A 26,304-nucleotide genomic window follows, 5' to 3' on the forward strand; every position below is an offset into this window, starting at 1 on the left:
CCGGGCCGGGGTCCGGCCCGTTCGCGGGAGAGGTGCACGAGCGGCTAAAGTTGCTACGCCGGGCGCACGAGGCACTCAGCATACCCGAACGGGCCGGAAGCTCTATAGGCATCAGGTAGATTACGCCAAAAGTCCGTGCGCCGGCACCCGCGAGATAATATATCCGGGATGATCCCGGTGCCGCCTCGTCTACCCTTGTGGCCGGTCGGCGCCGGCATCCGGCGTCAGCGTGGCGGCCAGCGTTAGCGCCAGGCCCTTGACCGTGGTGACTAGCTCTTCCACGTCGATGCTCTCATCCGAGGTGTGCGACTCTCCGGTGCGCCCCGGCCCGTAGATAATGCTGTTGGTAATACCGGCATTGTGGACTACGAACCGCTGATCGTCGCTGCCGGCGGAGATCAGGAGCTTCGGAGTCAGGCCCAGCGAGCTTATGGTCTGTTGGGCCGTCTTGACGAGCGGCTCCTCGTCGGACACTAGCGTGGGGGGCGTGGCGTAGGTTTCGTTGTAGTGATAGCGGAACCTCGACTGGCCGTCGCTAACCCTCTCCAACGGCCCCAACAACTCTTGTCTCGCGGCCTCGAGCTCTTCACCGGGCAGAAGACGGCGATTGAAGCTGAGCGTGCAGCGGTCGGGCACGATGTTGGTGGCGACGCCTCCCTCGATGGTGTCGAAAGAGAGCGTCGAATGCACCGATTCGGATGGCGTAACGGCGTACTCGCAGAGCCGCTCGCTCAGCTTGGGCCGCAGCTCGGCGTCGATGGCGGCGAGGTACTCGGCGGCCATCTCCACGGCGTTCACCCCGAGCAGCGGCGAGCTTCCGTGGGCCTGTTGGCCGTGGATCGTGATCTCACCCCAGATAGCACCCTTGTGGCCTATACCCACGCCTTCCGAGCCGAAGGGCTCCGTGATGATCACGGCGTCGGTGTTGTCCCTGTGTATCACCCCCTGCTCGACCAGGTAGTAGGCGCCGGCGTTCGTGACTCCCACGGTCTCCTCGTCCGGGACCGCGCTCTGGACGATGGCGCCTCTCCAGGGCACCCCGGCCCGCCGCAGAGCCTCGACGGCGAAGATCTGGGCCACGAGCCCGCTCTTCATGTCGGTGGCGCCTCGACCGTAGATCCTCCCGTCCACGAGCTCGCCGCCGAAAGGCTCCCTGCTCCAGTCGTTGCCAACCGGGACCACGTCGTAGTGGCCGTTGAGATGCACCCGGGGCCCCTCACCGGCTCCCTCTAGCCGCGCCACCAGGTTGGGCCGCGGCAGGCCTTTACCGTGAGCGGCGAGCTCCTCCAGGCGCTCTTCCGGCACGCGCAGCACCTCGACCTCGTAGCCGAGCTCCCCGAGCACTCCCCCCATGAAGCCAACGAAGTCCTCGTAAGCCTCGCCGGGAGGGTTGATCGTCGGTATGCGGATAAAGTCTTGCAACAAACGCACGATCTCGTCGCGATACGAGTCCACGGCTCCAGCTATCGCCTGGGCATCATAGGAGCTGCCGCCGCCTGTCTTGTAGCTCTGGTGGTTCATCGACTCCCCTACTTCCTCGTACAGCGTGGCGCCGGCTACAGCGGGGGCTCGAAGCGGCCGTCCGCGGCGGTCCAGCCACCGTCTACCAGCATGTAAGATCCCGTAACGTACGAGCTCGCCTCCGAGGCCAGATAGACCACCGGGCCCACGAACTCCTCCGGCTCGGCCCAACGGCCCAGCACGGACTTGCTGGCGTAAGCCTCGTACCATTCAGGGTCGTCCTTGATCTTCTGCGTGAGGGGTGTATCGACGACACCGGGAGCGATGGCGTTCACGCGCACCCCGTCTTCCCCGAGCTCGCTCGCTAGGGCGCGGGCCATCTGGAGGGTGCCGGCCTTCGTGGCCGCGTAGACTCCCTGCCCGGGCTCAACCACCGTCGCCCGGATGCTGGAGAACAAGATGATGCTCCCGCCTCCCTGCTGCCGCATTCGTTCTCCGAAGACGCGCATCAGGCGCAGGTTGCCCTTCATGTTCAGGTCGATTACCCGGTCGAACTCCTCGTCTGTCACATCCAGCAACCGCTTGCGGACGTTTATGCTCGGCGAGCTTACGAGCACGTCCACAGCGCCCACGCGCCCGGCGGTCTCCCGGATCGAATCCGGATCTAGCATATCCAGCGCGACCGACTCCGCCGCGCCCCCACGGGAGGAGATCTCCGAGGCCGTATCCTCAGCCCCGTCTATGTCGGCGCACAGGACCCGGCTACCGAAGTCCGCGAGGCCGAGGGCCGCCGCGTGCCCTATCCCCCGCCCCGCGCCGACCACGAGCGCGGTCTTGCCGTCGAGGCTAAATATCTGGCTGAAATCTCTCAACGTCCCTCCTGTACGTCGTCCTCGATACCCCTGGTAACCCTGCACGCCAGCACCACACTATAGTGGTTGTGGCGGATCATTGGTGAATCATTGGCGGAACCGGTACGAGGGTAGTCTGGAATGCGGTCTGGTTTCCGCGGCTCGCTAGCCGTGGGCGCTGCAACCGGGGCCAACCTCACCTCAACCTGCGCGTTGGGCTCCATCCGCCGCGGTGCTCGATCCTGTTGTAAAGGACTCCGGCAACAATAACCGGAACAAACAGGGTGGTCATTACGATCAGGGTGTCGAGCCACCGCGTCAGCGGCGGCAGCGTAAAGGCCAGCGCGGCCAGGAAGATCAAGCCCCCCAGCAGCGCCGCGATCAGCCCGAACCGGTCGGGACGGGCTCTTCCGTTAGCTCCGCGCATCGGCTCCTGCCTCCTCTGGAGTATCTTCCAGGCGTTCTGGTTTGCGCATCCTCTCGTACACCTCGATCTCCTGCTCCGAGCTCCGGGTGCTCATAGAGATAGCTATGAGGATCACCGCGGCGCCCAGGAGCGCGCACACGCTGGGCGGCAGCCATTGGGGCGTCACCTCGTAGACCCTCCCGATACCGACCAGTAGGGCGATCACGCCACCCCCGATCATGGACCAAGCCGCGGCAGCGGTGGTCGCCCCCCGCCACATCACGCCAGCGTACAGCGCCGGGAGCCAGGCGGCCCAGAAAGCAGCGGCGAACAGGTAACCGTAGAGCACGCCGAAAGACCCGATCTCCGGTCGCGCCGTGACCACGAAAACCACCACCGCCACGAGCAGAACGCAGAGCCGGGAGATGACGAGTAGCTTCGTGTCGGAGACGCCAGGATTGAGATAGCGCTGATAGATGTCCCGGCTCAGCGTCGCTGCCGCCTGCTGGAACAGGCTGGAGGCGGTGGACAACACCGCGGCCACGATGCCGGCCAGGGCTACGGCGCCCAACAGGCTGGGAACCAGGTTCGTCGCCGCCCACGGGAAAGCGTTCTCCGGGTCGAGGTCGGGATTCACCAGAGGCATAAGACCGAAGATGTAGATGAAACAGTAGCCGAATATCGGGAGCAGGAGCGCCAGGTAGATCATGCCGCGTGCCAGGCTCTTCTCGCTTCGCGCGATGTACGCCCGGCTGATCATCGGGGGCGAGGCCGTCACGAGAACCAGCCCCACGATGCCCAGCTCGATAAACAGGGAAACTGCCTCAAGAGTCCCATACGCTCCCCGCCAGCGGACAAACTGGGGCAGCTCCACGGACGCCGTCTGAAAGGCCCCGGGCCAGCCACCGGCAGCGGACAAGATAAACGGCGCCAGGGCAACCGCGGCGAGAAAGAAGACCACGAACATTACGGTATCGGTGATTACCACGCCCCGCATCCCGCCCAGCAGGGTAAACGTCGTGACTAGCCCGATAGTTACCAGGAGCGAGACGATGGTGCCCCATCCGAACACTATCCCCAGGACAATGTTGACCCCGAGCAGGACCGCGGTCAGATACAGGATCATCGACGCCAGGACTATGACCGTGCTGGTCCCCCGGGTAAGCTCGCTCGGGTAGCGGGCCGAGAAGAAGTCCGGCAGCGTCCACAGCTTCAGGCGTCTGAGGTAGCGGCCGAGATAGAACCCTACAAACAGGTTCCCTATAAGGGAGGTGGCGCTTACTAGCAGGAAGTACAGCGGCCCGATAGAGTATGCGCCGCCGGTATAGCCTATGAGGGCGACACTACTAGTGCTCGTCGCGAGCAACGTGCCACAGATCAGGAAAGGAGAGGCGTTGCGGCCCATGACGTAGAAGTCGTCGAGACCCTTGAGATTGCGAGATACGTATACCCCTATGAGCAGATAAGCGATTAGGGAAACGGTAATGACTATACTGAACGTGTCCATGCTTTAGCCTCCTTTACCGTTTCCTCCGCGGACGAGCCGTGTGCTCCGCGCCTGGCTCTCCCTTGAGCTCCGAACTCTAACAGCTTTATCAGCCTTTACCGGCGCATAGCACGTTTTCAGAGACCCGACGGTCGAGCGGATTCTCCGCTTTGCAGGGGCCGACGTAGCCGCCCAGGGGTTCAAAGATCGTTAAACCGTAGGCTTCACCGGAGCGATTGGAAATAGAAATCCTCGGTGTAAGTTCACAACACGCTTTAGGGCAAGCCTGCTAGCTCCGAGTGGCGCCGGGCTAGGCCATCCTCTCCCACTTCCCCCTGATACTACGGCTCGCGGCGAGGCTATCCCGGGCCACCTCGTCCGGGTCGGCCATCGTCGGCCTCCCGTCCTGTACTACCGGCTCACCGTCTACCAGCAGGTGCTCGACCGGGCGGGCCGGGCCGAAGACGAGGGCGGCGACCGGGTCGGCGATGCCCGCGTAATCGGGGCCGCCGAGGCGCCACAGGGCGACGTCGGCGAGCTTGCCGGGCTCCAGGGAGCCGATCTCGCCCTCCCGTCCCAGGCATCGCGCCCCGTGGATGGTCGCGAGGCTTAGGGCCTGGCGCGCGGTCATCGCCCGAGGTCCTCCCGCAAGCCGGGCGAAGAGGAGCGCCTGTCGCATCTCGGGCGCAAGCTCCCCGCTCTCGTTGGAGGCCGAGCCGTCTACGCCGAGACCGACCGGAGCACCCGCGTCCACGAGCCCGGCGACCGGCGCTATCCCGGCCCCGAGGCGGGCGTTGGAGCTCGGGCAGTGGGCGACGCCGGTGCCGGTGTGGCCGAAGCGGGAGACCTCCTGATCGTCCAGGTGTATGCAGTGGGCGAGCCACACGTCGTCCCCGAGCCAGCCGAGATCCTCCAGGTACTGTACGGGCCGCACGCCGTACACCTCGCGGCAGAAAGCCTCCTCGTCCGCCGTCTCCGCGAGGTGGGTGTGGAGTCGAACGCCCCGGCTGCGGGCGAGGTCCGCCGTCTCGGACATCAGCCCGCGCGTCACCGAGAACGGGGAGCACGGCGCCAGCGCGACCCGGAGCATGGAGCCCGGAGAGGGGTCGTGGAAGCGGCTTATGGCGTCGTCGCTGGCGGCCAGGATGGCGTCGCGGTCCTCCGTAACCTCGTCGGGCGGCAGGCCGCCGTCCGAGCGCCCGAGGTCCATCGAGCCCCGGCACGGATGGAAGCGGACACCGAGCTCCCGGGCGGCCTCCACCTCCACCGCGAGCAGGTCTCCCCCGTCGCGCGGGAACACGTAATGGTGGTCGGTGGTGGTGGAGCAGCCGGAGGTCAGCAGGGCTAGCAGTCCGGCGCGGGCGGCGGCCCGCTGTATCTCTGGGTCCAGGCCGGCCCAGGCCGGGTACAAGTCCTCCAGCCACTCGAAGAGCGTCGCCTGCTGGGCGAGGCCGCGGGTGGCCCACTGGTAGAGGTGATGGTGGCAGTTCACCAGGCCGGGCGTGGCAAGGCATCCCTCGCCGTCCATGCGGCGCGCCCCGGCGTAAGACTCCGGCGCCCGGCCCTCGCCGACGGCTACTATGCGCCCCTCCTCCACGACCACGTGGCCGGAGTCGTACTCCGTGCCGGCATCGTCGACGGTTGCGACGGCGCAGTTCTCTATGATCGTGGCGCCGGGAGAGGTCAAGCGGTATTCCCGCGCTCTTGCAGGCGCACCGCCGCGAGGCGGACGGCGTCCAGGATCTTCTCGTAGCCCGTGCAGCGACAGAGGTTGCCAGCCAGGGCCTCCCGGATCTCGGCGTCGGCGGGCTCGGGGTTGCGTCCGAGCAGCTCGTGGGAGGCCACGATCAGGCCCGGCGTGCAAAAGCCGCACTGCACGGCCCCGGTCTCGATGAAGGCCTCCTGCAGCGGGTGGAGGCTCTCCTCGGTCCCGAGACCTTCAACGGTGACCACCTCACTGTCCGCAGCCTGTCCAGCCAGCACAAGGCACGAGCACACCAGCTCGCCGTCCAAGTACACCGAGCACGAGCCGCACTCGCCCTGCTCGCATGCGTTCTTCGAGCCCGGAAGCGAGAACCTCTCGCGCAGCGCGTACAGGAGGCTCTCCCCCTCCCAGAGACCATCCGCCTCGCGGCGCTCGCCGTTTAGCTTGAGATCAAGCCGCATAAGCGTCTCCTTTCCCGTATTCCTCCCAGGCCCAGCCCAGGGCCCGCCTGCCGAGCACTCCCACCGCGTGACGGCGGTAAGCCTCGGTGGCCCTCACGTCGGTGATGGGCCGGGCGGCGTCCGCCACGAGATCCCCGAACCTCACGAGCGCCGCCTCTCTTATGGGCTCGCGGCTCTCCCACAGCCCTTCCTCCCGCATGACCCCCTCCATGAACCTCTCCGCCTCGTGCGCCCGGAGCGGCGTGGGACCGGCGGAGCCCAGACACGCGGTGACCTTCTCGTTCCCGGCGTCCAGGGAGAGTCCGCAGGCGCAGACGGCGATGACCATCGCGTTGCGGGGCCCGATCTTGGAGTACTGCTGCGGTCCTCTGGCCTCGGGCAGATAGAAGGCGCTTATCAGCTCGTCCTCCTCCAGGGCGTTCCGCTTGGGGCCGGTGATGAAGTCCGTCACCGGCAGCGTCCGGGTACCCCTGGGCGAGACCAGCTCCACCTCCGCGTCGGCGGCGTACAGGGGCGGCAGGGCGTCGCCCGCCGGGGAGGCGCTGCCCAGGTTCCCCCCGACGGTGCCGCGGTTGCGGATCTGGGGCGACCCCACGGTGCGCGAGGCCATCGCGAGCCCCGGCAACAGGCCGCCGAGCTCGCTAATAATGCGCGAGTAGCTCACCCCGGCGCCGACTCGCAGGCGGCCGTCCACCCGCTCCCACTCCGAGATCCACTCCACCCCCGTAAGGTCCAGCACCGACTCCGGTCGGGAGCGGTCGAAGTTGAGCTCGACCATCACGTCCGTGCCGCCGAAGATGGACTTACAGCCGGGGTGGGCGGCCCTGTACTCGACCGCTTCCTCTAGCTCCCGGGCCCTGAAAAACTCCACTACCCAATCCTCCTCTCACATCTCGTCGCCAGCGGGCACCCTGATTAAAGCGTCTACCAGCCGTTACCCCCCGAAGCCCGGCGCGTCCTTCTCGGCTTCTACCTTGATCTCCACGACGCTGGCCCCGACGTCGAAGGAGGTCTCCAGGACCTTCTGCAGGGCCTCCAGCACCTCCGTACGGCCTCCAGCGAGTATCATGCTCCCGGGACCGGACTCGTTGGCCAGCCCCGACTCGCCCGCCGCCCGACGGACCGCCTCGATCTGCTCCTGGGGCGCCTGCTCGCCGTCCCGTGAGGGGGTAACGGTGAGGTCCGCGCTGATCTCCGCTCTCTTGTACGTGGGCATCGCCCTCCTTTCTCGCTACCGGCGCCCGGTGTCCGCGCTGGAGCCCTCGTCCGGCCCCAGCTCGCGATCCACGGGGCTCCCCGATATGTTCACTATCTGCTCCGGCCCCACGGGTATCCGCGGTATCTCCATCCCGGTGGCGTCGCGTATAGCGGCCACGACCGCCGGGGTGGAGGCAATGGTCGGCGGCTCCCCTACTCCCTTGAGGCCGTAGGGGGCCTCGGGGTCGGCGAGCTCCAGGATCTCCGCCCGGATGGAGGGCATGTCCAGGATGGTCGGCATCAGGTAGTCGGTGAAGGAGGCGTTGAGGATCTTGCCGTCCTTTACCTGTATCTCCTCCATCAACGCGAGCCCGAGACCCTGGGCGATGCCGCCCTCGATCTGGCCCTGCAAGGCCTGCGGGTTCATCGCCTTGCCCACGTCCTGGGCGGTGGCGATCTCCACGACCCGCACCAGCCCGAGCTCGGTGTCCACCTCCACGACCGCGCGGTGGGCGGCGTAGGCGAAGTGCAGGTGTGCCTCTCCCTGACCGTTCTCGTCGAAGGGGAAGGTCTCCCGGTGGTGAAACTCGATGGTCTCCTCGATCTCCTGCCCACCCAGAAGCTCGTCCAGCGTGATCACGACCTCCCCGCCACTCACGACATCTCCGCCCTCTATTGCGAGGTCCTCCGGGTCCAGCCCGAGCTCCTCGCCCGCGCGGGAGAGGACTCGGCCACGCACGGCCTCGCAGGCCTTCTTGACGGCGCCGCCGGTCATGTAAGTCTGACGGGAGGCGGAGGAGGAGCCGGCGGAGCCGACCCGCGTGTCCGCCGGCAGAACGGCGACCTTTTCGACGCCGAGCTCGGTGCGGGCGATCTGGGCCTCGACCATCACGAGGCCCTGGCCGACCTCCGCCGCGGCGGTGTGGACCCCGACCACGGGCTCGCCGTCCTCTACCGAGAGGATCACGCGCGCCGTGGAGTAGTCGTCGAAGCCTTCGGAGAACCCGATATTCTTGTATCCCACGGCGTAGCCGACGCCGCGCCTCACCCCCTCGCCGTGGGTGACGTTGGAGACCCCGCCCGGCAGCTCGCGCAGGTCCCGGCCCATCAACGGCTGCTCGTCGGGCAGCGGCATCTCCTTTACCTTCTCCAGGATCTCGGTCACCGGCGCCGGGTATGGCACCTCCTGGCCCCAGGTAAAGCGGTCTCCGGGCCGGACGGCGTTCTTTACGCGCACCTCCACCGGGTCCATCTCCAGCGCGGCGGCGAGCCTGTCCATCTGCGACTCGTGGGCGAAGCACACCTGCACCGCCCCGAAGCCCCGCATCGCGCCGCAGGGCGGGTTGTTGGTGTACGCTAGGTAGCTATCCACGAGGGCGTTCGGCACCCGGTACGGGCCGCAGGCGAAGCTGGCGGCGTTGGAGCACACGGCCTTCGAGCTCGAGGCGTAGGCGCCGCCGTCCAAGACGATCCGGGCCTTGACGTACACCAGCTCGCCCTCGCTTGTGGCGCCGTGCTCGTACTGGAGCTTGCCCGGATGGCGGTGTACGTGGCCGTAGAAGGACTCCTCGCGGTTGTAGACCAGCTTCACCGGCCGCTCGGTGTGCAGCGCCAGTAGACAGGCGTGGGCCTGCATCGAGAGGTCCTCGCGGCCGCCGAAGGCGCCGCCCACGCCGGAGAGCGTGAGCCGGACCTCATCCGGCGAGAGGCCGAGGCTCTCGGCGAGCTGGTCTCGGTCTATGTGCAGCCACTGCGTCGAGATGTACAGGTCCACGCCCCCGGCTCCGTCCGGGACGGCCAGGCCGGACTCGGGTCCGAGGAATGCCTGATCCTGCATCCCCACCTCGTACTCGCCGGTAACCACCACGTCGGCCTCAGCAGACTCCACGTCGCCGTGCACCTGGTGGATGTGACGCAGCACGTTGCCCGAAGGATGCAGGCTCGGGGCAGCCTCCTGCATGGCCTCCTCTGCGTCGGCCAGGGGCTCCAGCACCTCGTAGTCCACCCGTATCTTGTCTGCGGCGCGGCGGGCGGTCTCGGGGTGATCTGCGGCCACTATGGCGACCGCCTCGCCCTGATAACGGATCCTCTCCCACGCCAGGACCGGCTGGTCGGGCACCTCCATCCCGTATACCTTGCGGCCCGGCACGTCCTCGTGGGTGAGCACCGCGTACACCCCCGGCACCGACTCGGCCTCTGTGGTGTCGATGGACCAGATGTTTGCGTGCGGGTGCAGGCTGCGCAGCGTCGCGCCCCAGAGCATGCCGTCCATCCACAAATCCGAGGAGTACTCGAAGCTGCCCGTGACCTTCGGCGTCCCATCCGGGCGGGTAGTGGACTCACCCACCCGGCCGGGCCTGGAGGTCGGAGAGCCGGGTAACTCCCGCGTCGGGGTCTGCGGCACGGTTTCCGACTGGATCATAGGCATCCTCCTCTAATCCCTATGCGAACTCCGACTCCGGGGCGCGAAAAGCGTGGCGCTTTACGGGCTCGTAACCACCCCGGACGCGCTCCAAGACACGAGACGACCGGATACATACCCGACCGCCTTATACCGGTCACGGGATACGGGTCTCCCACTACTTTTACCTCCCTCCGCGCCCCACGACGCCGTAACGGGAGATCAGGCTAGGTGTTCGCTGGCGACGCGCCTTTTCCCTCTCCCCAAACGGGAGAAACGGCTAGGTGATCATCCGCAACGCGCCTTTTCCCTCTCCCTACATTCCGCTTGACGGACCTGTAGTTTTGTAGCATGGAGTATATGTATCCGAAAGCCGGTGTCAAGCCGCCCGCGACTTCGCCTGGGTAAAATGGGCCGTACCGCGGGGCCCAAGGAAGACCGGGAGCCGCCGGTACACGTCACGCCAATCAGGCGGACGATACGGAGCCCCCGCTGGACTCGCCACTCTATCTCCCCAAGAAACGTCCGGACGCGTGGCGTCGGGTCCCCCACGGCTGGCATATTGCCGAGCCGCGCTTTTGCCCGCCTTTACCCCTGTAGGATGGAGCGCTAGCCGCTCTACCCGCTTTTCGGCGGCCGGCGGAGCACTCCTCCGCGCACGTTACACGTTATTATCACAATGAGTCATGCTGTATGGTGCTGGTTCCGGCGCTAGCTCTCTACCTCGTATCCCTGCTCGCGCCAGCCGTTTATGCCGCCCTGCATGTTTGCGACGTTCGTGTAACCCATCTCCGTGAGGGTGCTGGCGGCCAGGGCTCCACGGCCTCCCAGGGCACAGTGGGTTACCATACGCCGGTTCTTGTCCGGGAGGTCTGTAGATGCCCGGTACTCCAGCAGGCCCCGCGGCACGTGGATCGCGCCCGGCAGATGCCCCTCGTCGTACTCGGCGGGCTCGCGCACGTCTACTATCGTGATCTCCTCGCCGGAGTCCAGGGCCCGCTTTACCTCGTCCACGTCGGTCTGACCGGCATTCTCGCGGGCTTCGGCCACCAGGTCCTCGTAGGTCTTCGCCAACTCTATCCTCCTGTATGGGTGCGTCGGTACCCGGACATGGTAGCACCGCGGGTAAACTGGACCTGGTAGAGATCTATCGGAGTAGTAGGAGCGATCGAGGAGGCGGCGGATGCCGGAGCGGGTTGAAGATGAGTGATTACGATCTCCTGGTGGTAGGCGGCGGCACGGCGGGACTCGTGGCCGCAGCGGGCGGGGCCTCGCTGGGGGCCAGGGTCGCCCTCGTGGAGCGGGACAGGCTTGGCGGCGACTGCCTGTATCGCGGCTGCGTGCCGACAAAGGCACTGGTAAAGAGCGCGAAGGTCGCAAGCCTCGCCCGCCGGGCAGAGGAGTTCGGCCTGCGCCCGATGGACGTGGAGGTGGACTTTCCGGCGGTGATGCGCCGGATGCGCTCCGTTATACAGAAGGCTGGCGAGCCAGACGATCCGGAACGCTTCCGCGAGCTCGGCGTCGAGCTGTACCTCGGGGAAGAGGCGCGCTTCACCGGCCCCAAGGAGCTCGCGGTCGGCGGGCGGCGTCTTGGCGGGCGCGGCGTCGTGCTCGCTACGGGCTCCCACGCAAAAGCCCCGCCCGTCGAGGGCCTCGCCGAGGCCGGATACCTGGACAACGAAAGGCTCCTCGCGCTGGAACGAATGCCCGGCTCGATGGTGATTATAGGGTCCGGGCCGATAGGCTGCGAGTTCGCCCAGATGTTCGCCCGCTTCGGCTGCCGGGTCGAGCTCGTGTCATCTAGCCCCGAGCCGCTCCCGAAGGAGGAGCCCGAGGTCTCGGCGACGCTGCGGCGTTCGCTGGAGAAGGATGGCGTCCGCTTCCACGGCGGCTACCGCGCGGAGTCCGTGCGCGTGGAGGGGGGCGAGAAGGTCGTCACCGCCAGGGGTAAGGACGGGAGCACCGCAGGCAAAATCGAGGCGCGGGGAGAGGAGATCCTGGTCTCAGCCGGGCGCGCGCCCACGGTGGACGGCCTCGGCCTGGAGAACGCCGGGGTAGAGGTCGGAGAGCGGGGCGTCACGGTGGATGAGCACCTGATGACCACGGCGGAGGGCGTGTACGCGACCGGGGACGTAACCGGCAGGATGCTCTTTACCCACGCCGCCGAGCACCAGAGCCGGACCGTGATCTCCAACGCCCTGTTCCCCGTGAAGAGGAAGATAGACCACTCCGCCGTGCCCTGGACCACCTTCACCGACCCCGAGGTCGCCCGCGTCGGCCTGACAGAGAGCGAGGCCCGCGAGAAACACGGCCACGCCGAGTCCTTCCGCCACGACTTCGCTGAGCTCGACCGCGCCCTCTGCGACGGCGAGACAGAAGGGTTCGCCAAGCTCGTTACCGGGCGGGGCGGCAGGCTGCTCGGGGCGCACATTATCGGGCCGGACTCCGGTAACTACGTGGCCGAGTCCGTGCTCGCACTCCGCAAAGGGATGAAGATCGGAGATCTCTCCCAGACCGTACACGTGTACCCGACGCTGGCCGAGATCACCAAGAAGGCCGCGGATAACTACTACCGCGAGAAGTTCTTTACCAGACGCAACCAAAAAATACTGGGCGCACTCTTCTCTCTGCGGCGCAGGCTCTTCTAGCCGAGTACGAACGGATCTTACAAACGGAGCTGCCGGGAGAGCCTACGCCTTGCGGTGATCGGTCGTAACGGTGTGGGTGCCGTCCGGTAGCTCTTCTACCCGGTAGTCGCCGAAGAGGATCGGATCGGCGGCGGCGAGGCAGGCGAACAGGCGTAAGGCCAGGGCCCGGATCTCGCTCTCGGCGTGTGCGTCGGCCCGCATCTCGATTATGTGCCTTAGCGCCCGCGCGTTGCCGGTAAAGACCATCGGGGCCTCGGTCTCGTTCGGCAGCAGGGAGCGGGCGGTCTGTTGCACCTTCTTACGGGCGTCGGTGCGGTGCTCGGCCGAGAGCAGTCCCGCGCCCTGTTCCTGGCGTTCCAGCAGGCGCTCGGCCATCTCCTCGTAGCCCGCGGCGGCGGCGTCTATACGCTCCTCGAAGATCCGGTGCAGCTCCTCGTCCTCCCCGTACTCGGGCCGCTCCACGAAGCGCAGGACGCTGCCGCTAACGTAACGCTGGCTTATCTGGGAGAAACCGGTTCCGGCCCGGTGCCGGACCAGCTCGTGGGTGACGCTGCGGCTTATACCGTACAGGAGAAACGAGAAGTTCGCGTGCTCCAGCACCGAACCGTGGCCCGCGCTGGTGAGGCGCTCGAAGTAGGCGGCGGCGTTATCGTTGGTGGTGCGGCGCTCGCCGAACGAGGCGTAGCAGTTGCCTGAAAAGTGGGGTTTGCCATCCCGGCGGACGAACACGATCCCGTTCCCGGTCGTTACGCAGTAGACTTTGCCGCTGTAGTTCCTCTTTTCGATCCTGGCATTCTTGTTGGCCAGAGCCTCGGTACGGTTTCTCTTAGAGATCACGAAGACTTGAAGCCTGTCTTCGGGTGTCCTCTTACGCATCATGGACGAGCTGAAACCGAGCTTGCAGAGGATCTCTTGTGCCTGTCCAGCCATCTCCCAAGAGGTGGTAACGAGGTGCTCCCGCCCTTCCGCGCCCCGCTGGCCGTCTGTTTTGACCAGCGTGTCCCACACCTCCGCCAACAGGTTGGCGGGTAGGTTCAGAATCCACTGAGGCAAACGCTTCTGGGCGCAGCCCTTGCCGCATTCCCGCTCGAAAAAGGAGCGTAACGCGCGTCCGCCGCCGATCTGTGTGCGGAGCACACCGTTTCTGGGATCGCTCCAGGTACTCAACTTCAGATCTAGGGTTTCGGCCAGAGGAGATAGCTCGTCGTAATGATCTCCGTATATAACTATCCCTTCTCCACGGCCGCGCTTTAGGGAACCCTCGGTTGCGTAGTAGACACACAACAGGGCCAGAGCTCTAATCTCTTCAGCGGTTTCCAGCCGGCGCGTGGGGAGCACCGTACTGGTGTTTCCCCAGGAGCCGTACTGATTGGAGACGCGCTGCTCGTACTCGAACCCTGGTATATCAACCTGTTCTGGTATTCGTCCTTCCCACCCGAGAGGGGCAGTACGAACGGCGAACTGCTCTTGCTCCACATGTTCGGTCTTGTAGAAGCGATACTCGTCGGAGTCTCCGAGACGTGCCCACTGACGATGATCCGGTGTGACCGCGAAGGATAGCGCCTTCCCCTCACAGTACATCAGAGGCCCATTATAGTCGTACACCTGATGAGCCGAAGGAAGTTGGAACTCCGCACTCCCTGTCTCAGGATTGAGGGTAAGCACTCTCTCTGTACGGTGCAGGTCCTGAAACTTCTTCCAACCCTCGTCCGTTAGGACCTCGGTCTCGTCGTCGAAGCAGAGCTGTCCGGCGGTCTTCGCGAGCTGGGAGGAGCCCGGCAGCTCCGTCGGGTCGTCTATATAAGCCGGGAACCCGAGGCCGGGGTCGAAGCCTTCCAGAAACCCGGCGAGCCCGGAGACGTTGGTCTGGGGCTTCGAGAGCGTCACCACACCGGGCGAGCGTAGATAGTAGGTGCCGGCGGGGGTGTGCCGGACGGGCGAGTGCACGGTCGGGAAACCGTCCACCGTCTCGCCGCCGAGCTCCGTAAATAGACCCTCCGGCGTCTTCTCCGCTCCCTGTGAACCCTGCACCGGCACCTCTTCTAGTAGACGACTGGCCGCCCGCGAAGGGGCATCTCGGGGAGAGCATAACAAAAGGGCCGGGGAATCCCCGGCCCTCTCGTACCGCGCTGCTTCCGGGAGAAGCGTGGGCTAGACCTGCGGCTCCTCCTCGGGAGGATTGATGCTGAAGCCGACACCCTCGTCGGTCTCGACCTTCTCGATGGAGGCTCCGTCCAGGGCCTCGCTAACCGGAGCGGCTATGTGCAGAAGATCCTGGCCGTCGTGCTGGATGACCTGGTCGTCGCCCTGCGGCTCCCCGGCGACGAGGCCTATCTGGGTCTGCCCGTTCTCGTCCTGCTCTACGGGGTCGAGCCGGAGCACGGTGCCCTCGGGGCGCTCGACGCTCGTGAATAGTTCGCGGGCATCTTCGGTTACGTTGATCACGTCTTTCTCCTTCTTAACCACTCTGCCGAATTCCGTTTTATGTTCCGGTGAGTCGGCGCTGTGGAGCTTTCACTTCCATTCCACCTTACCACAGGGGCCAACCGGCTAAACCCTCCCGGGGTCTACGAGGTCCTCGACGCGGGACCCGGCGGCCTCGTCCGCGGGCCGGGAAAGGTAGAAGTAGGCGTGGTAGCTGCCCTCGCTCTCCTTGCCCGCCGGGTCCACGCCCATTCTCGAAAGCTCCTCGCACACGTACTCCTGCTCGTCGGTGTCGGCGAAGCGGCGCTGCTCGAAGGTGCGCCCCCCGAGTGGCTCGGTGACGTAGCCATAACGGGCGAAGAGCTCCGCGAGCGGGCCAAAGTCCACCCAGCGGAGGGCGAGGACAGCGATCCAGGGCTTCCTGCCTTCCGGCAGGCTATCCAGCAGACGCTCGAACGTCTTGCCGCCTATATATCCGACGCCACCCGTGACGGTTATGAGGTCCACCCCGGAGACGAGTCGTTGCAGCTCTCCGGAGGGCTCGTGGTCCTCCAGGTTCTCCGCGACGCCCGCGTCGAGCATACCGGCGCTGACCCCGTAGGCCACGGCGTTCTCCGCCACGTCCAGGCCGATCACCCGCGGCGCGCCCGGCCTGCGCCGCGCCGCGTAGAACTCGCGGTCATCCGCGGCGAGCCCGGCGCTCGTCTTCCGGGCCGCCTCCTCCGAGCCGTACCGGGCGTACAGGTCGTCGAGACCGATGTCGTACTTGAGGAGCGCGCCGTTGATGCCGTAAGAGCAGCACACGTCCAGGACGGTGAGACCCTCGCCCGCGGGCCGCATCTCCTCGATAGCCCCGATAAGCGCCGAGAAGATCTCATACCCGTGACGCGGCGCCTCATACCCCAGACCGCCGAGCGTGTTGAAGTACTCGCGCGGGTCCTCCAAATCATATATATGCTCGAAACTGGCCTTGCCGGCCTTCTGATGGCCCTCGTGGTGCGCGCCGTCTCCGGTAGCCACCTCTACCTCCCGTCCGAAAATGCTGGTGAACTCGCGAAACTTACGAAAAAAGAGACGGGCCTCATGCCCGCCTCCGGTCCGATGCTTTTCTATGGCATGCGATTACTATATGCCAAAAGCACGCTTAGTGCAAGTCACTCAGATTTTTCCGCCACTCTCAGACGGCCTCGACGAGGGCGCGGCGCAGGAGGGTGGAGTGCCGACCGGTGCGGATGGTTCTCAGGGCTTTTATCTCGACCTGGCGGGTGCGCTCCTGAGAGATGCCCAGGGTTTCGGAGACCTCACGCAGGGTGTGGGTCCCGCCGCCGTCGAGGCCGTGGCGCAGGGTAAGGATGTGGGCCTCGCGCTCGGGGAGGGACTCCAGCGCGTTGCGCAGAGAGGGATGCCAGGGCTCCAGCTCGGCCTCCCGGTACTCCTCGCCGGAGAGACCGTCGGCTATCAGCTCGCCCCATTCCGAGGCCTCCTCGTCGCCGCCGAGCGGCGTGTTGAGGCTGCCGATGGGCTGGTGCAGCTCGCGCAGCCGGAGCACCTCGGAGGCACCCACCTCAAGCCTCTCGGCAACCTCCTCGACGGTGGCGTCGCGGCCAAGCTCGCCCGCGAGGGCGGATTCGGCGCGTCTGAGGCGGTGTACGGAGTCCACGACGTGGGCCGGGAGCCTAACGGAGCGGGCGTGGTCGGCGAGGGCGCGGGTCACGGCCTGGCGTATCCACCAGGTCGCGTAGGTCGAGAAGCGGTATCCCATTTCGGGGTCGAACTTCTCGACGGCCCGGATCAGGCCGGCGTTGCCTTCCTGGATCAGATCCTCGAAACCGACCCCTCGACCACGGTACTTCTTCGCAACCGACACGACGAGTCTCAGGTTGGACTCGATCAAACGCCGCCGCGCCCGCTTGTCGCCCTCGTGGACGCGCCGGGCCAGGTCGCGCTCCTCCCACGCCTCTAGCAAACGGCCGCCGCCGACATCTCCCAGATGCCCCAGATAGTTTGTAAGGCTCTCCTGTATCACGATCCTCCTCTTATGAAACTCGCCAAACCCTGCCCGCCCCGGTAGGTCACCAGGACACTACGCGGCGGGCGGTGTGCCTCCGGCTCTGGGTCCGCCGTGGACGACGAAACGCTCCAGCACCCGCCCGTCCAGGCTCGACGTGACCCGCCAGACCCTGCCACAGCCGCACTCGAACGAGAGCCTGCGGCGTTCCTGCTCCGCCGAGACCGCCGACTTGAATGACCGCAGACAGCACGCCGGCAGCTCCCGCACGTAGGACTCTTCCACGGGGCTTTCGACCGGCGATAGCGTGGTGTCCGGTCTTAGCGACCTCCCGCCTCTGCCTCCGTCGCCTCTCACACCTCTTGCGTCTCTCACGTCTCTCACGCAGCCCCCTCGCTCTCCCCGGCGGCGCGGTATGTACGGTAGGTAAACGCGTCGAACTCGGGCTCCACGGGCAGCGGGCGCTGCCACCCGGCGCCGCACGCGCCACACTCGAAGTGCCCGGAGAAGTCTCCATCCGCCGCCACGTTCCGGGCAGCCTCTGTACGGCAACAGAGGGGGAGATCCTCCTCGTGGCGTGTCTCCCCGGAGGAGCCATCATCCAGGGAGGCCCCGAGCGTGGAGATCCAGAGCACGGGCTCCCTGTAACCTCTGTAGCTCACGCGGCCCTCCCGGAGAGGCGCCCGATCCACTCGCTGGCCTCCTCGCGGGAGAGCTCGGTGAGGGGCTTGCCGACCATCTCCTCGAACTTGGCCACGCCGTCCTCGACCACGTCGGAGATCAAGACCTCCAGGTAGTTGAGCTGCTTGCGCGTCGCCGGCAGCCCGGCCCGGCCTTCGTCTGCGTGGGCAGCCGCTGGAGCCTGCTCCTCTTCCGGTTGATCCGGGGTCGCTACCGCGCTAGCCACTGCGGCTTGTGGACCGTACGACTCGCCGGAGGAGTCAGAGGAGCCGTTAGAGTCGCCGTCGAGCTCCTCGAGGGCGGTGACGCCGACGTTGATCGCATCCCTCAAAGCCCGGGCCTTTGCGCGGGTCTCGGCCATGCGTATGAGATGCGGCGCGATGTTACGCGAGACGTTCTCCGGGCTCGCGTCTCCGATGCCGGAGAACTTGCCGTCCTCCGTGCGCACAGCGGCCCTCACTATCGCCACCCCGCCGTTACCGGCGTTTGGCGTCTGTAGCAGCTCCGTCTCTATGCCCCGCAGGCCCCGCTCGTGGGCCTCATCCAGAAGCCCGGCGTACAGCACAAACCGCTTGCCCTGCCGCTGTATAAAGAACTCTTCGCGCATCTCTATACCTCCTCGTACCTCTCTACACCGTTGTCGGTGTCTTCACTGCATCTAGTGAGGCTGTGGTGAAAATAAAGGTTCATGTGCCCTAGGGTGCGATCCGCTCGTAGGTGTACTGGCGCCCGCCGGGAGCCGCCGTCTGCATGCGGCGGTGTATGAGGCCGAGCTTTGCGAGCTTGGTGCCGCGGTTGTTGCAGGCGGTGTGGTTGAGGCCGAGCTTCTTGGCTAGGTCGGCGTTCGTGATCGAGCCGGCCTCCTGTATCGTCTGCAGGGTCTCCAGCAGGTGCTCTGGGACCTCGCCCACTATGCCCGGCGCCTCCAGGGTGTCGGGCGAGTCTACCCGGATCACGGCCAGACCCCGCTGCCGCAGAGAAGCCTCGATGTTCTCCAGGAGATCGCGCACCCCCTCGACGAGGACCAGGTGCCGCTCGCCGTACTCTCCGCCGGACATCCTGGAGGCCAGGATACCGAGCGCCTCGTCGGCGAAGGAGTAGTCCATTAGGTCCACACCCCGGGTGTCCACGTACAGCGCGCCGCCCTTGGGCATCGCCTCCAGAAGCTCCGCGAGCGCCTCCCGAACCCGGCGTCCGGCCTGACGGGTGACCATCAGCTTGCCGCCAGCCTCTTCGGCGGCGACCTCGTACACCCTGCGGGAGCGTCCCTCGGAGGTCGAATCCATCTTCACTGTGCTCAGTGAAACCATGTTGGTAGTGTAGCCGGACCCGGGGAGGTTATCAAGGGTGTTTTTCCGGGTAGTGCCGGGATTTTCACGCCAGGCCCCGGGGGAGGGAGACGCGGACGAAGGTGCCGGGGAAGGCGGGGACGTTGCGGGAGTTCGTGCGGTCCTTGTAGGCGGTTACGCGGCCCGAACCGCTTCTTAGAGAGAGCGAGCCGCCGGCGCGGGCCGCTATCTGGGAGACCAGGGTGAGGCCGCCGCCGCGCCCGACCTCGCCGGAGGAGGAGACGCCCATCTCCAGGGCGTGGCGCAGGGCGTCGTTGTCGGAGGCGGTGAAGTCGGCGTTGGCCGGGTTGCGGGCCAGGGTCTCGCGGATGCCGGGGCCGCCGTCGGCGATCGCGACTATGACCTCCTCCCCGTCCCGACGGTCGCCGCGGGAGCCACCCGAGACCACGTGATTGTAGGCCTGCACGGCGGCGTAGGCCCCGAAGGCCGGCGCGCCGGACTCCTTGCCCGCGACACCGTGCTCGGCGGCGTTGGCGCAGATCTCGGACAGGGTGGAGCAGATGTCTACCCGCTCGCGCATCTTGTAGCCCATTGTTTCCAGGATCTCGGCGATACGCTGCACGATGCCGGGTATCTCGCCCTCTGTCTGGAAGTTGACCAGCTCCTGCAGAGTGCCGGGGTTGTGACGCCGACGTTCTTCTAGCGAGGAGAGGTCTGTGTCGGTCGAGATACGGTCGCCGAAGAGCCGGAAAAAGTCCATCCGCTCCAGATAGGCCGCAACGTCGCGCCCGCTGCCACTATCCAGCGAGAGCTCGACGTTCTCGCTGCGCGGGATCAGGTACTCCAGGAGCGTCGCCAGCCCGCAGATGCCCGCCGGCTCCACGAAGTCCACGCCGTCCAGGTCCAGCACCACCGGCTCCCCCTCCAGGCCGGATGCCGTGGTAAAGGCGGGGTCCAGGCTTCCGAGTGAGAGCACGCCGCTCATCGCGCCGCGGCTGTGTACGTCTATCTCCAGCCTGGTGACCACGTCCCGGCCCTCTCTATACTCTCTATACCTTGACCGCCGACACCCGGAGCCGCCGGTAGTCCGCGAACAGACCGTCCTCGCCCGAAAGGCCGGGCCGCGCCTTCTCGACGACCCGCTCTGTGATCTCCCCACGCTCCTCCTCTGAGAGGCCCTCGAAGAAGCTGCCGGCGAACACCCGGAGCCAGCCCTCGATGCCCTCTTCCCCGAGCGGCGTCGGCCGGTCGAAGAGGACGGCGTACCGGACCTCGAAACCGGCCTCCTCCAGCAGCCCGGCATACTCCGCGAGACTCGGGAAGTACCAGGGGTTTCTATCAGCGGAGGAGATCACACGCTCCGCGAGAGCCTCCTCGATGGCCCGCTCGATGGTTCGCACGTTGCCCCGCCCACCGAGCTCGGCCACGAAGCGCCCGCCGGGACGCAGCACGCGGCGGACCGCCCGTATCGCCTTCGAGGCCTCTTTTATCCAGTGCAGAGTGGCGTTCGAGAACACGGCGTCGAAGCTCTCCGGCCGGAGGCCGAGGCTGCGGGCGTCGCCGGCCTCGAAGCGCAGCGCGGGGTACTTCTCCGCCGAACGAGATACCATCTCCGGCGAGAGGTCCACGCCCAGCACCTCCGCGCCCCGGGAGGAGAGCTCCGCCGAGAGATCTCCGGTGCCGCAGCCGAGATCCAGCACCCGCTCTCCGAGCCGCGGATCGAGGAGGTCGACCACGTCCTCACCGAGCCGGGACACGTATCCGGCGCTCCGGTCGTACTCGGAGGCGGCCCAGTCTCCAGCCCCCACCATCGTCAATCACCGCTCCGAAACTCGTAGAAGAGCTCGGTGTAACGCCGGTCGTCGTAGCGGCTGAGCATTGCACCCTGCCCCGTTCTCCTGAAGCCGCACTTCTCGAAGACGCGCTGCATCCGGTGGTTGTGCTCCAGCGTGGAGCCTCGCACGGCGTCGAGCCCGAGCGTCCCGGTGGCGTACTCGACCAGGAGCCGCACCGTCTCACTCGCCAGCCCCCGGCCGCGCAGACCCTCGGGCCCGATCTTGATCCCCAGCTCGCAGCTACCCCGCCTGAAGTCGTACAGGGTCGCCATCCCGATGGCCCGCTCTCCGCTCTCGATGATAAAGGTCTTGATAGAGGAGTCCCGCCAGCGGGCGAGGTAGTCCCGGCGCGCCGCGTCCAGCGAGAGCGAGATCGGGGGCCGCCCGTTCCAGGCCGCGAGCTCCGGGTCGCGGTCCCAGTAGTACGCCGCCTCCACGTCCGTTTCCCGGGGCGGGCGCAGCAAGACACCCTCCCCAGGCAGAAACTCTGTCTCTTCGGCGTGTATGAACTCTCCTCTCTAACCCGCCCCCGACGGAACCGTATACCACAGCCCCACGGTCGCGCTCCACGAATCCAAGCTGAACCGGGGTTAAATACTACACCCGACCGCCGGCACCTAAAACCGCCCCCGGACGGGATACCCAGAACGCCGGACAGACCGGGCCGAAAGAAAAGAACGTAAAAAGGGCCGGTTTCGAAAGGGATGGCCCCTTTATCCGGCCCTTAGCGGCTCCGTGATAGAGTCCGCCGGAAAGATACAACTATTATAAACGCTCCCCGGTACCGGCGCAAGTCCCACCGGAAATCCAGGTAAGATCCGTGGATGTTCATCAAGTGGCTTTTACTCGCGCTCCGGGGCATGTATAATCTCGCGGCGAGCGGGCCATTAGCTCAATTGGCAGAGCAACAGACTCTTAATCTGTGGGTTCCAGGTTCGAGTCCTGGATGGCTCACCTCTCTGGAGAGTCCCGGTCAGAAACCGGGGCTCTCCGCTATCCTGCGTCCTGTAATGGGCTGTAGCGGCTACCGCCCGCTAGCAGCCGTCGCCGCCTATGCCGTTGCCGCGATCCGCGAGCATGGACCGTCGCTCGGACGAGAGCCCCCAGATACCGATAGACTCCTCCCGCGCCAGTCTCTGGGCCTCGCGGAAGTCCTCCTCGTACCTTACGTTCGGCGGGAAGGTGGCCACCTGGGCCAGACCCCGGCGCACTAGCCTCTCGTTCAGCATATCGCCGTCCGGTAGGCGCACGTAGGCGAGAAGCCTCCCGTACCGGTCGGTCCTCTCCTCGCCGAGATCCAGGGAGACACGCACCCCGGCGTGGCGCATGGTGTAGTCCTCTGCCTCTCGCGCGAGAGGTTCAGCGCCGCATTCGCCCGAGACCTCCGGCGTGTCCATCCTGATAAGCCGCACGTCCTCTATACCTTCTATGGTAGGTGAGATCTCCACGGTATCCCCGTCTACCACCCGGGTGATCTCGACCTCCCTGCTGTCCGGGCGACCGGCGGACTCCGGGTCGGGGCCGCAGGAGACGCCGCCCAGGGCCAAGACCGCCGTGAGCAGGCAGACACGGAACAGCGGCATACCACCGGGTTTGCCGCCGGAGGGCACCGCTTTTCCCCGCTTGAACGGCGCGAAGAGCCCGGCAACGAGAAAATCCTCCACAGACTCCAATCCCGCCCTCGATCTAACCGGAATAAAGTGCCCGCAAAGAGTAAGAGCCGCCTGGTTGCAGACGGCCCTTACTCGCGTTAGACGCTAATGAAAATCGGAGCAGGAGCAAAAAAGAGGTAGAAGGGTGCAGGCTCCCCTCTACCTCTCGGCTATCCCGGCAGGCCCTGTGGCCCGCCGGGAACGCAATTTATCCTCGACCCTACGCGCGGCGCCGGACGACGGCGAAGGTCAGGATGCCGGCGCCGAGCAGCAGAGCCGCGGCGGGCAGAAGGATCGCCGGGCCACCGCTCTCGGGCAGGTCGCCCTCGGCACCCATGCCGGCGGTGGTCTCCATCATGGTGCCGCCCTGCATCATGGTGTCTTCCATCATGGTGCTACCCATCATGGACTGCTCCATCATGGAGCCCTCCATCATGGTCGAGTCCTGCGCCATCGCGGTGGGCGCCATTATAAGCAGGGCCAGCATGCTGACCGTTGCCAGATAGATAAGCCTCTTCATAAAGAGCCTCCTCCTTGTCTACGCTAAGTTTCACTGCTCCTGCACCACTCCTCTCCACGGAGGAGCCAACGCACAGTGTACAAAATCTAGACGCAAAAGTCTCTATTTACTTAATTTTTTTTAACAAAGTTGGCCGTGTGGCTGGCGCACCGGCCGGAACCACGGCGGGGGCAGTAGGATTCGAACCTACGGATGTTTTACCATCTCCGGTTTTCAAGACCGGCGCATTCGTCCACTCTGCCATACCCCCTCGAAGGGCCACACCCCTATATTTCTCCATCAGGGGCGGCTCGTTGTCAAGTTCGGGACCGGGCGGAACCCGCCGGGGACTTCTACGAGGAGCCGCGCCGGGAGTGCCCGCGCAGGGCGGCGATATCCGTCATCTGCGCCTCTACCCAGTCGTCCACGGTGTTGCGCTCGACGGAGGCCCGCAGGGATTGGGCGCGGCTGCGGCGTTCGACCGGGTCCATGATGAGCGCGCGGTGGAGGGCGTCGGCCTGCTCGTCGAGGTCGAAAGGGTTGACGGTCAGGGCGTGCTCGCCGAGCTCTTCGTGGGCCCCGGCGGTCTCGGAGAGAACGAGCACCCCGTCGCGGCGGTTGACCACGGCGGCCTCCTTGGCGACGAGGTTCATGCCGTCCCGGACGGCGTTCACGAGCAGGGCGTCGTAGTTCTTGTAGGCGGCGACCGAGCGGAGGAAGTTGTCTTCCAGGGAGAGGATCACCGGCTCCCACGAGGGGGTGCGGTGTGCGCCGTTGATCTCCTCGACCGCCTGCCGCACGGCGTCGGAGTAGCGGGCGTACTCGGTGATGGAGCCGCGAGAGGGCTGTAGCTGGGCCAGGAAGGTTACGCGCTCTCTCATGTGCGGGTACCGCTCCAGCATGCGGCCGTAGGCAAGAAAGCCCCGCAGGACGTTCTTGGAAAGGTCGAGCCGGTCTACGCGCAAGAGGAGGCTGCCCGGCAGATTTTGCACGTACTCCTCCTCAGCGAGCACGGCCTCGCTCTCGGCCAGCCCGGAGAACTCCGCGGGGTCTATGGAGATCGGGTACGCCCGCACCCGGGTCTCGCGTCCCCGGTACTGTATTCCGCGCCCTTCGAGATCCACCTCCGCGCCGAGAACCTCGGAGACGGTGTCCAGAAAGCAGCGGGCGTAGCCCTCGGTGTGGAAGGCGAGAACGTCGCACTGCAGGAGGCTCTCCAGGATGCCCTCGCGCATCCCCTGCGGCAGGATGCGCCAGTAGCCGGGGTCGGGCCAGGGTATGTGCACGAACAGGGAGACGAACGCGCCCTCGGCGGCCGTGCCACGCAGGCCCTCACGCAAGGAGCCGGGTACCATGTAGAGCTGGTAGTCGTGGAGCAGAACCACGGGCTCCTCGCCACTCTCAGCAGCCCGCACGGCGGCATCGGCGGCGGCGCGGGCGAAGTTCCGGTTGACCTCCTCGTAGCCCTCCCACGCCCGGCGCGTGTCGTCGCCGAGCCGCGGGGAGTACGGCAGATCGTAGATGCCGTGCTGCACGAACCACAGTAGGGGGTTCGCGACGTGGTTGTACATTAGCTCGTATGCCTCGGGGTCGTGCTCGACGAGGTCGACCGTCAGATCCCCGATCTCCACCGGTTCCTCTTCGCGGGCCACAACGACGTCCTCGCCGCTGGTGGCCGAGGCGATCCAGACCGCATCCCGGTTGCGGGCCATGGCGTTCAGCGCGGTCACGAGACCGCCCGCGCCCCGGGAGTACGTGCGCCCGCCTCCCTCCTCGCGCGAGAAGGTCACTGGCCCCCGGTTGGAGACGATGATGAAGCGGTCCTGCGGCCCCCGCGCCGGGTCGCCGCGTGCGGTCCCTGTCTCGGGCATGACGTCTCCTCCCCCCGTGGCGCGGCAGCGGTGGTCATACGGTGGACGTCCCGCCGCGGGCCGCCGGTTACACGCGTTACCTGAATTACGTACTCTACGTACGTTACACGCCGAGCAGTTTAGCGAAAAGTTGCAGCTCGTCGCGCACGAGGCGAGGCGTGAGGTAGTTCCCCCGCACGTGCTCCTTGCCCGTAAGGCCCATCTCTCGGGCGAAATCGTCGTCGGCGAGTATCTTGGTGCAGGCGGCGGCCGCCTCGGGCGCGCCGTCAACGAGTATGCCGCCACCCTGCGTAACCTGCATCGGGATGCCGCCCACCCGCCCGGCGACCAGCGGCCGGGCCTTCCACAGCGCCTCGGTAACCACGAGCCCGAACCCCTCGCGGATGGACTTCTGGATCACGACGTCCGCCATGGACTGGAAGGCGTTGACCTCTATGGCGCCGACGCCCGTGAGATTGGTAAAGAGGTGGATGTCGGGGTCGTCTCCGGCGTACTCGACGGTCCGGTACCAGTAGTCCCAGCCCTCGGGGTCGTCGTTTGCCATGCTGCCGATGAGCACCAGCTGCACGCCGGGCACGCTCTGCTTTGTCTGGCGGTACAGGTCTATGACGCCGAGGGGGTCCTTCCAGGGGTCGAAGCGGGAGACCTGCAGGAGCATCGGCCTCGAGACGTCCACCCCGAACTGCCCCACGACGTACTCCGCGTCGACGCCCGAGAGCGCCATGTTCTTCGGGGCAAGCGGGTCTATGGCCGGGGGTATGATCGCCAGGGCGTCCTCGTCCACGCCCGGCGGGGTGTAGTCACGCATGGTGTAGACCTGGGCGTCGTGGTCGTTTATGTGCGGTGCGAGATAGTCGAAGAGCGGCTCGTTTGGCGTGGAAGTATCTATGTGACAGCGCCAGATCCACTTCGAGCGGCTTGCCAGCGCGCTCTCCGGTTCGAGCTTGCGCGCGAAGTGCCTTAAAAGGGCCGGCTGCGGGTCGTGGACGAAGACTATGTCCCACTCCTCGCCGGCCCCTTCGGAGTCGAGCATCGCCTGGGCGGACTGGCGATTGTACTCCTCGTAGATCGCCCGTGCCTGGGGGGTCAGGTCGTACTCCGCCCCCTGCAGGGCGTTATGGAAGTTCTTGGTAACGTTGAAGAACGGCTCTTCGCCGAGCATCACGTCCCATTCGGTGCGCAGACCCGCGTCGCGCATCAACGGAACCACCGTGTACAAAAGCTCCGCCACCCCGCCGCCGAAGCTGGTGGCGTTGATGTTCAGGACCCGCGCGCCTTCGAGACGGGCCGCGAGGGATTTGATCTCCTCGTACAGATCCCCCCGGATTATGCTCCGGTAATCGTTTAGATACTTGGCCCCAAGATTCACGCGATGCAGCACGGCGCCCCCATAAAGTTCTCTACTACCGTGTATACGAGACACCACATA

Annotated in this window: 26 protein-coding genes and 2 tRNA genes; 2 read left to right on the plus strand and 26 right to left on the minus strand. The window is 66.1% G+C overall.

Annotation, left to right across the window (positions count from 1 at the left end; genetic code table 11):
• Positions 1 to 189: 189 nt before the first annotated feature.
• From ABD53_RS02945 to ABD53_RS17155, 10 genes are all read right to left on the minus strand, one after another.
• On the minus strand, positions 190 to 1,521 hold the full coding sequence (locus tag ABD53_RS02945) for an ArgE/DapE family deacylase (RefSeq protein ID WP_053057607.1): 1,332 nt from the start codon (positions 1,519 to 1,521) through the stop codon (positions 190 to 192).
• A gap of 35 nt (positions 1,522 to 1,556) precedes the next feature.
• Complete coding sequence (locus tag ABD53_RS02950; protein WP_047864266.1) at positions 1,557 to 2,333, minus strand: SDR family NAD(P)-dependent oxidoreductase; 777 nt, start codon at positions 2,331 to 2,333, stop codon at positions 1,557 to 1,559.
• A 175-nt stretch (positions 2,334 to 2,508) separates the two neighbouring features.
• Positions 2,509 to 2,739, minus strand: a complete 231-nt coding sequence (locus ABD53_RS02955; protein ID WP_047864267.1) for a hypothetical protein — start codon at positions 2,737 to 2,739, stop codon at positions 2,509 to 2,511.
• Positions 2,726 to 4,225: a sodium:solute symporter family protein gene (locus ABD53_RS02960; protein WP_047864268.1), complete on the minus strand. Its 1,500-nt coding sequence runs from the start codon at positions 4,223 to 4,225 to the stop codon at positions 2,726 to 2,728. The genes ABD53_RS02955 and ABD53_RS02960 overlap by 14 nt, the downstream gene beginning before the upstream one ends.
• Before the next feature lie 289 nt (positions 4,226 to 4,514).
• Positions 4,515 to 5,891: an 8-oxoguanine deaminase gene (locus tag ABD53_RS02965; protein WP_235401271.1), complete on the minus strand. Its 1,377-nt coding sequence runs from the start codon at positions 5,889 to 5,891 to the stop codon at positions 4,515 to 4,517.
• Positions 5,888 to 6,370: a (2Fe-2S)-binding protein gene (locus ABD53_RS02970; protein WP_047864269.1), complete on the minus strand. Its 483-nt coding sequence runs from the start codon at positions 6,368 to 6,370 to the stop codon at positions 5,888 to 5,890. Before ABD53_RS02970 ends, ABD53_RS02965 begins: the two co-directional genes overlap by 4 nt.
• Positions 6,360 to 7,241, minus strand: coding sequence for an FAD binding domain-containing protein (locus tag ABD53_RS02975; protein ID WP_047864270.1), 882 nt, complete (start codon positions 7,239 to 7,241; stop codon positions 6,360 to 6,362). The genes ABD53_RS02970 and ABD53_RS02975 overlap by 11 nt, the downstream gene beginning before the upstream one ends.
• Positions 7,242 to 7,304: 63 nt before the next feature.
• Entirely contained in the window at positions 7,305 to 7,586 is a 282-nt protein-coding gene (locus tag ABD53_RS02980) for a hypothetical protein (RefSeq protein WP_047864271.1), read from the minus strand.
• 15 nt (positions 7,587 to 7,601) lie between these two features.
• Positions 7,602 to 9,989: a xanthine dehydrogenase subunit D gene (gene pucD, locus ABD53_RS02985; protein WP_084709226.1), complete on the minus strand. Its 2,388-nt coding sequence runs from the start codon at positions 9,987 to 9,989 to the stop codon at positions 7,602 to 7,604.
• A gap of 690 nt (positions 9,990 to 10,679) precedes the next feature.
• On the minus strand, positions 10,680 to 11,042 hold the full coding sequence (locus ABD53_RS17155; RefSeq protein ID WP_047864272.1) for a rhodanese-like domain-containing protein: 363 nt from the start codon (positions 11,040 to 11,042) through the stop codon (positions 10,680 to 10,682).
• 128 nt (positions 11,043 to 11,170) lie between these two features.
• Here ABD53_RS17155 and ABD53_RS02995 point away from each other — a divergent pair, with 128 nt between their 5' ends.
• Positions 11,171 to 12,616: a dihydrolipoyl dehydrogenase family protein gene (locus tag ABD53_RS02995; protein ID WP_047864437.1), complete on the plus strand. Its 1,446-nt coding sequence runs from the start codon at positions 11,171 to 11,173 to the stop codon at positions 12,614 to 12,616.
• 42 nt (positions 12,617 to 12,658) lie between these two features.
• On the opposite strand, the gene thyX is transcribed toward ABD53_RS02995, so the two are convergent.
• The 11 genes from thyX to ABD53_RS15610 all read right to left on the minus strand — a co-directional run bounded on the left by thyX (position 12,659) and on the right by ABD53_RS15610 (position 21,317).
• Complete coding sequence (thyX, locus tag ABD53_RS17580) at positions 12,659 to 14,647, minus strand: FAD-dependent thymidylate synthase (RefSeq protein ID WP_235401273.1); 1,989 nt, start codon at positions 14,645 to 14,647, stop codon at positions 12,659 to 12,661.
• A gap of 120 nt (positions 14,648 to 14,767) precedes the next feature.
• On the minus strand, positions 14,768 to 15,061 hold the full coding sequence (locus tag ABD53_RS03005) for a hypothetical protein (protein ID WP_152670546.1): 294 nt from the start codon (positions 15,059 to 15,061) through the stop codon (positions 14,768 to 14,770).
• 105 nt (positions 15,062 to 15,166) lie between these two features.
• Entirely contained in the window at positions 15,167 to 16,060 is an 894-nt protein-coding gene (locus ABD53_RS03010; protein ID WP_047864274.1) for a hypothetical protein, read from the minus strand.
• A 157-nt stretch (positions 16,061 to 16,217) separates the two neighbouring features.
• Positions 16,218 to 17,066, minus strand: a complete 849-nt coding sequence (locus ABD53_RS03015) for a sigma-70 family RNA polymerase sigma factor (RefSeq protein ID WP_053057609.1) — start codon at positions 17,064 to 17,066, stop codon at positions 16,218 to 16,220.
• A gap of 57 nt (positions 17,067 to 17,123) precedes the next feature.
• Complete coding sequence (locus ABD53_RS03020; protein WP_160309607.1) at positions 17,124 to 17,405, minus strand: hypothetical protein; 282 nt, start codon at positions 17,403 to 17,405, stop codon at positions 17,124 to 17,126.
• A gap of 23 nt (positions 17,406 to 17,428) precedes the next feature.
• Complete coding sequence (locus ABD53_RS03025; RefSeq protein WP_152670547.1) at positions 17,429 to 17,710, minus strand: hypothetical protein; 282 nt, start codon at positions 17,708 to 17,710, stop codon at positions 17,429 to 17,431.
• On the minus strand, positions 17,707 to 18,336 hold the full coding sequence (locus ABD53_RS03030) for a hypothetical protein (protein WP_047864277.1): 630 nt from the start codon (positions 18,334 to 18,336) through the stop codon (positions 17,707 to 17,709). The genes ABD53_RS03025 and ABD53_RS03030 overlap by 4 nt, the downstream gene beginning before the upstream one ends.
• 88 nt (positions 18,337 to 18,424) lie before the next feature.
• Positions 18,425 to 19,015 carry a winged helix-turn-helix transcriptional regulator gene (locus tag ABD53_RS03035; RefSeq protein ID WP_160309608.1) on the minus strand — a complete coding sequence of 197 codons (591 nt, stop codon included), beginning with the start codon at positions 19,013 to 19,015 and terminating at the stop codon, positions 18,425 to 18,427.
• Positions 19,016 to 19,103: 88 nt separating this feature from the next.
• Positions 19,104 to 20,045, minus strand: a complete 942-nt coding sequence (locus ABD53_RS03040) for an ATP-binding protein (protein ID WP_047864279.1) — start codon at positions 20,043 to 20,045, stop codon at positions 19,104 to 19,106.
• A gap of 22 nt (positions 20,046 to 20,067) precedes the next feature.
• Positions 20,068 to 20,829, minus strand: a complete 762-nt coding sequence (locus ABD53_RS03045; RefSeq protein ID WP_047864440.1) for a class I SAM-dependent methyltransferase — start codon at positions 20,827 to 20,829, stop codon at positions 20,068 to 20,070.
• A 2-nt stretch (positions 20,830 to 20,831) separates the two neighbouring features.
• Positions 20,832 to 21,317 carry a GNAT family N-acetyltransferase gene (locus tag ABD53_RS15610; RefSeq protein ID WP_053057610.1) on the minus strand — a complete coding sequence of 162 codons (486 nt, stop codon included), beginning with the start codon at positions 21,315 to 21,317 and terminating at the stop codon, positions 20,832 to 20,834.
• A gap of 417 nt (positions 21,318 to 21,734) precedes the next feature.
• Here ABD53_RS15610 and ABD53_RS03055 point away from each other — a divergent pair.
• Positions 21,735 to 21,807: transfer RNA gene (locus ABD53_RS03055), tRNA-Lys, on the plus strand.
• Positions 21,808 to 21,887: 80 nt separating this feature from the next.
• Here the strand turns inward: ABD53_RS03055 and ABD53_RS03060 are convergent.
• From ABD53_RS03060 to ABD53_RS03080, 5 genes are all read right to left on the minus strand, one after another.
• The gene (locus tag ABD53_RS03060) at positions 21,888 to 22,517 is read right to left on the minus strand and encodes a thermonuclease family protein (RefSeq protein ID WP_053057611.1); all 630 of its coding nucleotides are present in this window, start codon (positions 22,515 to 22,517) and stop codon (positions 21,888 to 21,890) included.
• A 208-nt stretch (positions 22,518 to 22,725) separates the two neighbouring features.
• Positions 22,726 to 23,025 (minus strand): hypothetical protein, encoded by a 300-nt coding sequence (locus ABD53_RS03065; RefSeq protein WP_047864280.1) that lies wholly within the window; start codon positions 23,023 to 23,025, stop codon positions 22,726 to 22,728.
• Between the two features lie 165 nt (positions 23,026 to 23,190).
• A tRNA-Ser gene (locus ABD53_RS03070) sits at positions 23,191 to 23,275 on the minus strand.
• Positions 23,276 to 23,357: 82 nt separating this feature from the next.
• On the minus strand, positions 23,358 to 24,875 hold the full coding sequence (locus tag ABD53_RS03075) for an alpha,alpha-trehalose-phosphate synthase (UDP-forming) (protein WP_047864281.1): 1,518 nt from the start codon (positions 24,873 to 24,875) through the stop codon (positions 23,358 to 23,360).
• 103 nt (positions 24,876 to 24,978) lie between these two features.
• Complete coding sequence (locus tag ABD53_RS03080; RefSeq protein ID WP_047864282.1) at positions 24,979 to 26,256, minus strand: glycosyltransferase; 1,278 nt, start codon at positions 26,254 to 26,256, stop codon at positions 24,979 to 24,981.
• Positions 26,257 to 26,304: the final 48 nt, after the last annotated feature.

Origin of the sequence: Rubrobacter aplysinae (assembly GCF_001029505.1) — a bacterium.
Taxonomy (GTDB): domain Bacteria; phylum Actinomycetota; class Rubrobacteria; order Rubrobacterales; family Rubrobacteraceae; genus Rubrobacter_A; species Rubrobacter_A aplysinae.

Coding starts and splice junctions, on each gene's coding strand:
- ABD53_RS02945 (WP_053057607.1), bottom strand. CDS start 1,521: ATGAACCACCAGAGCTACAAGACAGGCGGCGGCAGCTCCTATGATGCC.
- ABD53_RS02955 (WP_047864267.1), bottom strand. CDS start 2,739: ATGCGCGGAGCTAACGGAAGAGCCCGTCCCGACCGGTTCGGGCTGATC.
- ABD53_RS02960 (WP_047864268.1), bottom strand. CDS start 4,225: ATGGACACGTTCAGTATAGTCATTACCGTTTCCCTAATCGCTTATCTG.
- ABD53_RS02970 (WP_047864269.1), bottom strand. CDS start 6,370: ATGCGGCTTGATCTCAAGCTAAACGGCGAGCGCCGCGAGGCGGATGGT.
- ABD53_RS02980 (WP_047864271.1), bottom strand. CDS start 7,586: ATGCCCACGTACAAGAGAGCGGAGATCAGCGCGGACCTCACCGTTACC.
- pucD (WP_084709226.1), bottom strand. CDS start 9,989: ATGATCCAGTCGGAAACCGTGCCGCAGACCCCGACGCGGGAGTTACCC.
- ABD53_RS02995 (WP_047864437.1), top strand. CDS start 11,171: ATGAGTGATTACGATCTCCTGGTGGTAGGCGGCGGCACGGCGGGACTC.
- ABD53_RS03030 (WP_047864277.1), bottom strand. CDS start 18,336: ATGCGCGAAGAGTTCTTTATACAGCGGCAGGGCAAGCGGTTTGTGCTG.
- ABD53_RS03035 (WP_160309608.1), bottom strand. CDS start 19,015: ATGGATTCGACCTCCGAGGGACGCTCCCGCAGGGTGTACGAGGTCGCC.
- ABD53_RS03045 (WP_047864440.1), bottom strand. CDS start 20,829: ATGGTGGGGGCTGGAGACTGGGCCGCCTCCGAGTACGACCGGAGCGCC.
- ABD53_RS03065 (WP_047864280.1), bottom strand. CDS start 23,025: ATGAAGAGGCTTATCTATCTGGCAACGGTCAGCATGCTGGCCCTGCTT.
- ABD53_RS03075 (WP_047864281.1), bottom strand. CDS start 24,875: ATGCCCGAGACAGGGACCGCACGCGGCGACCCGGCGCGGGGGCCGCAG.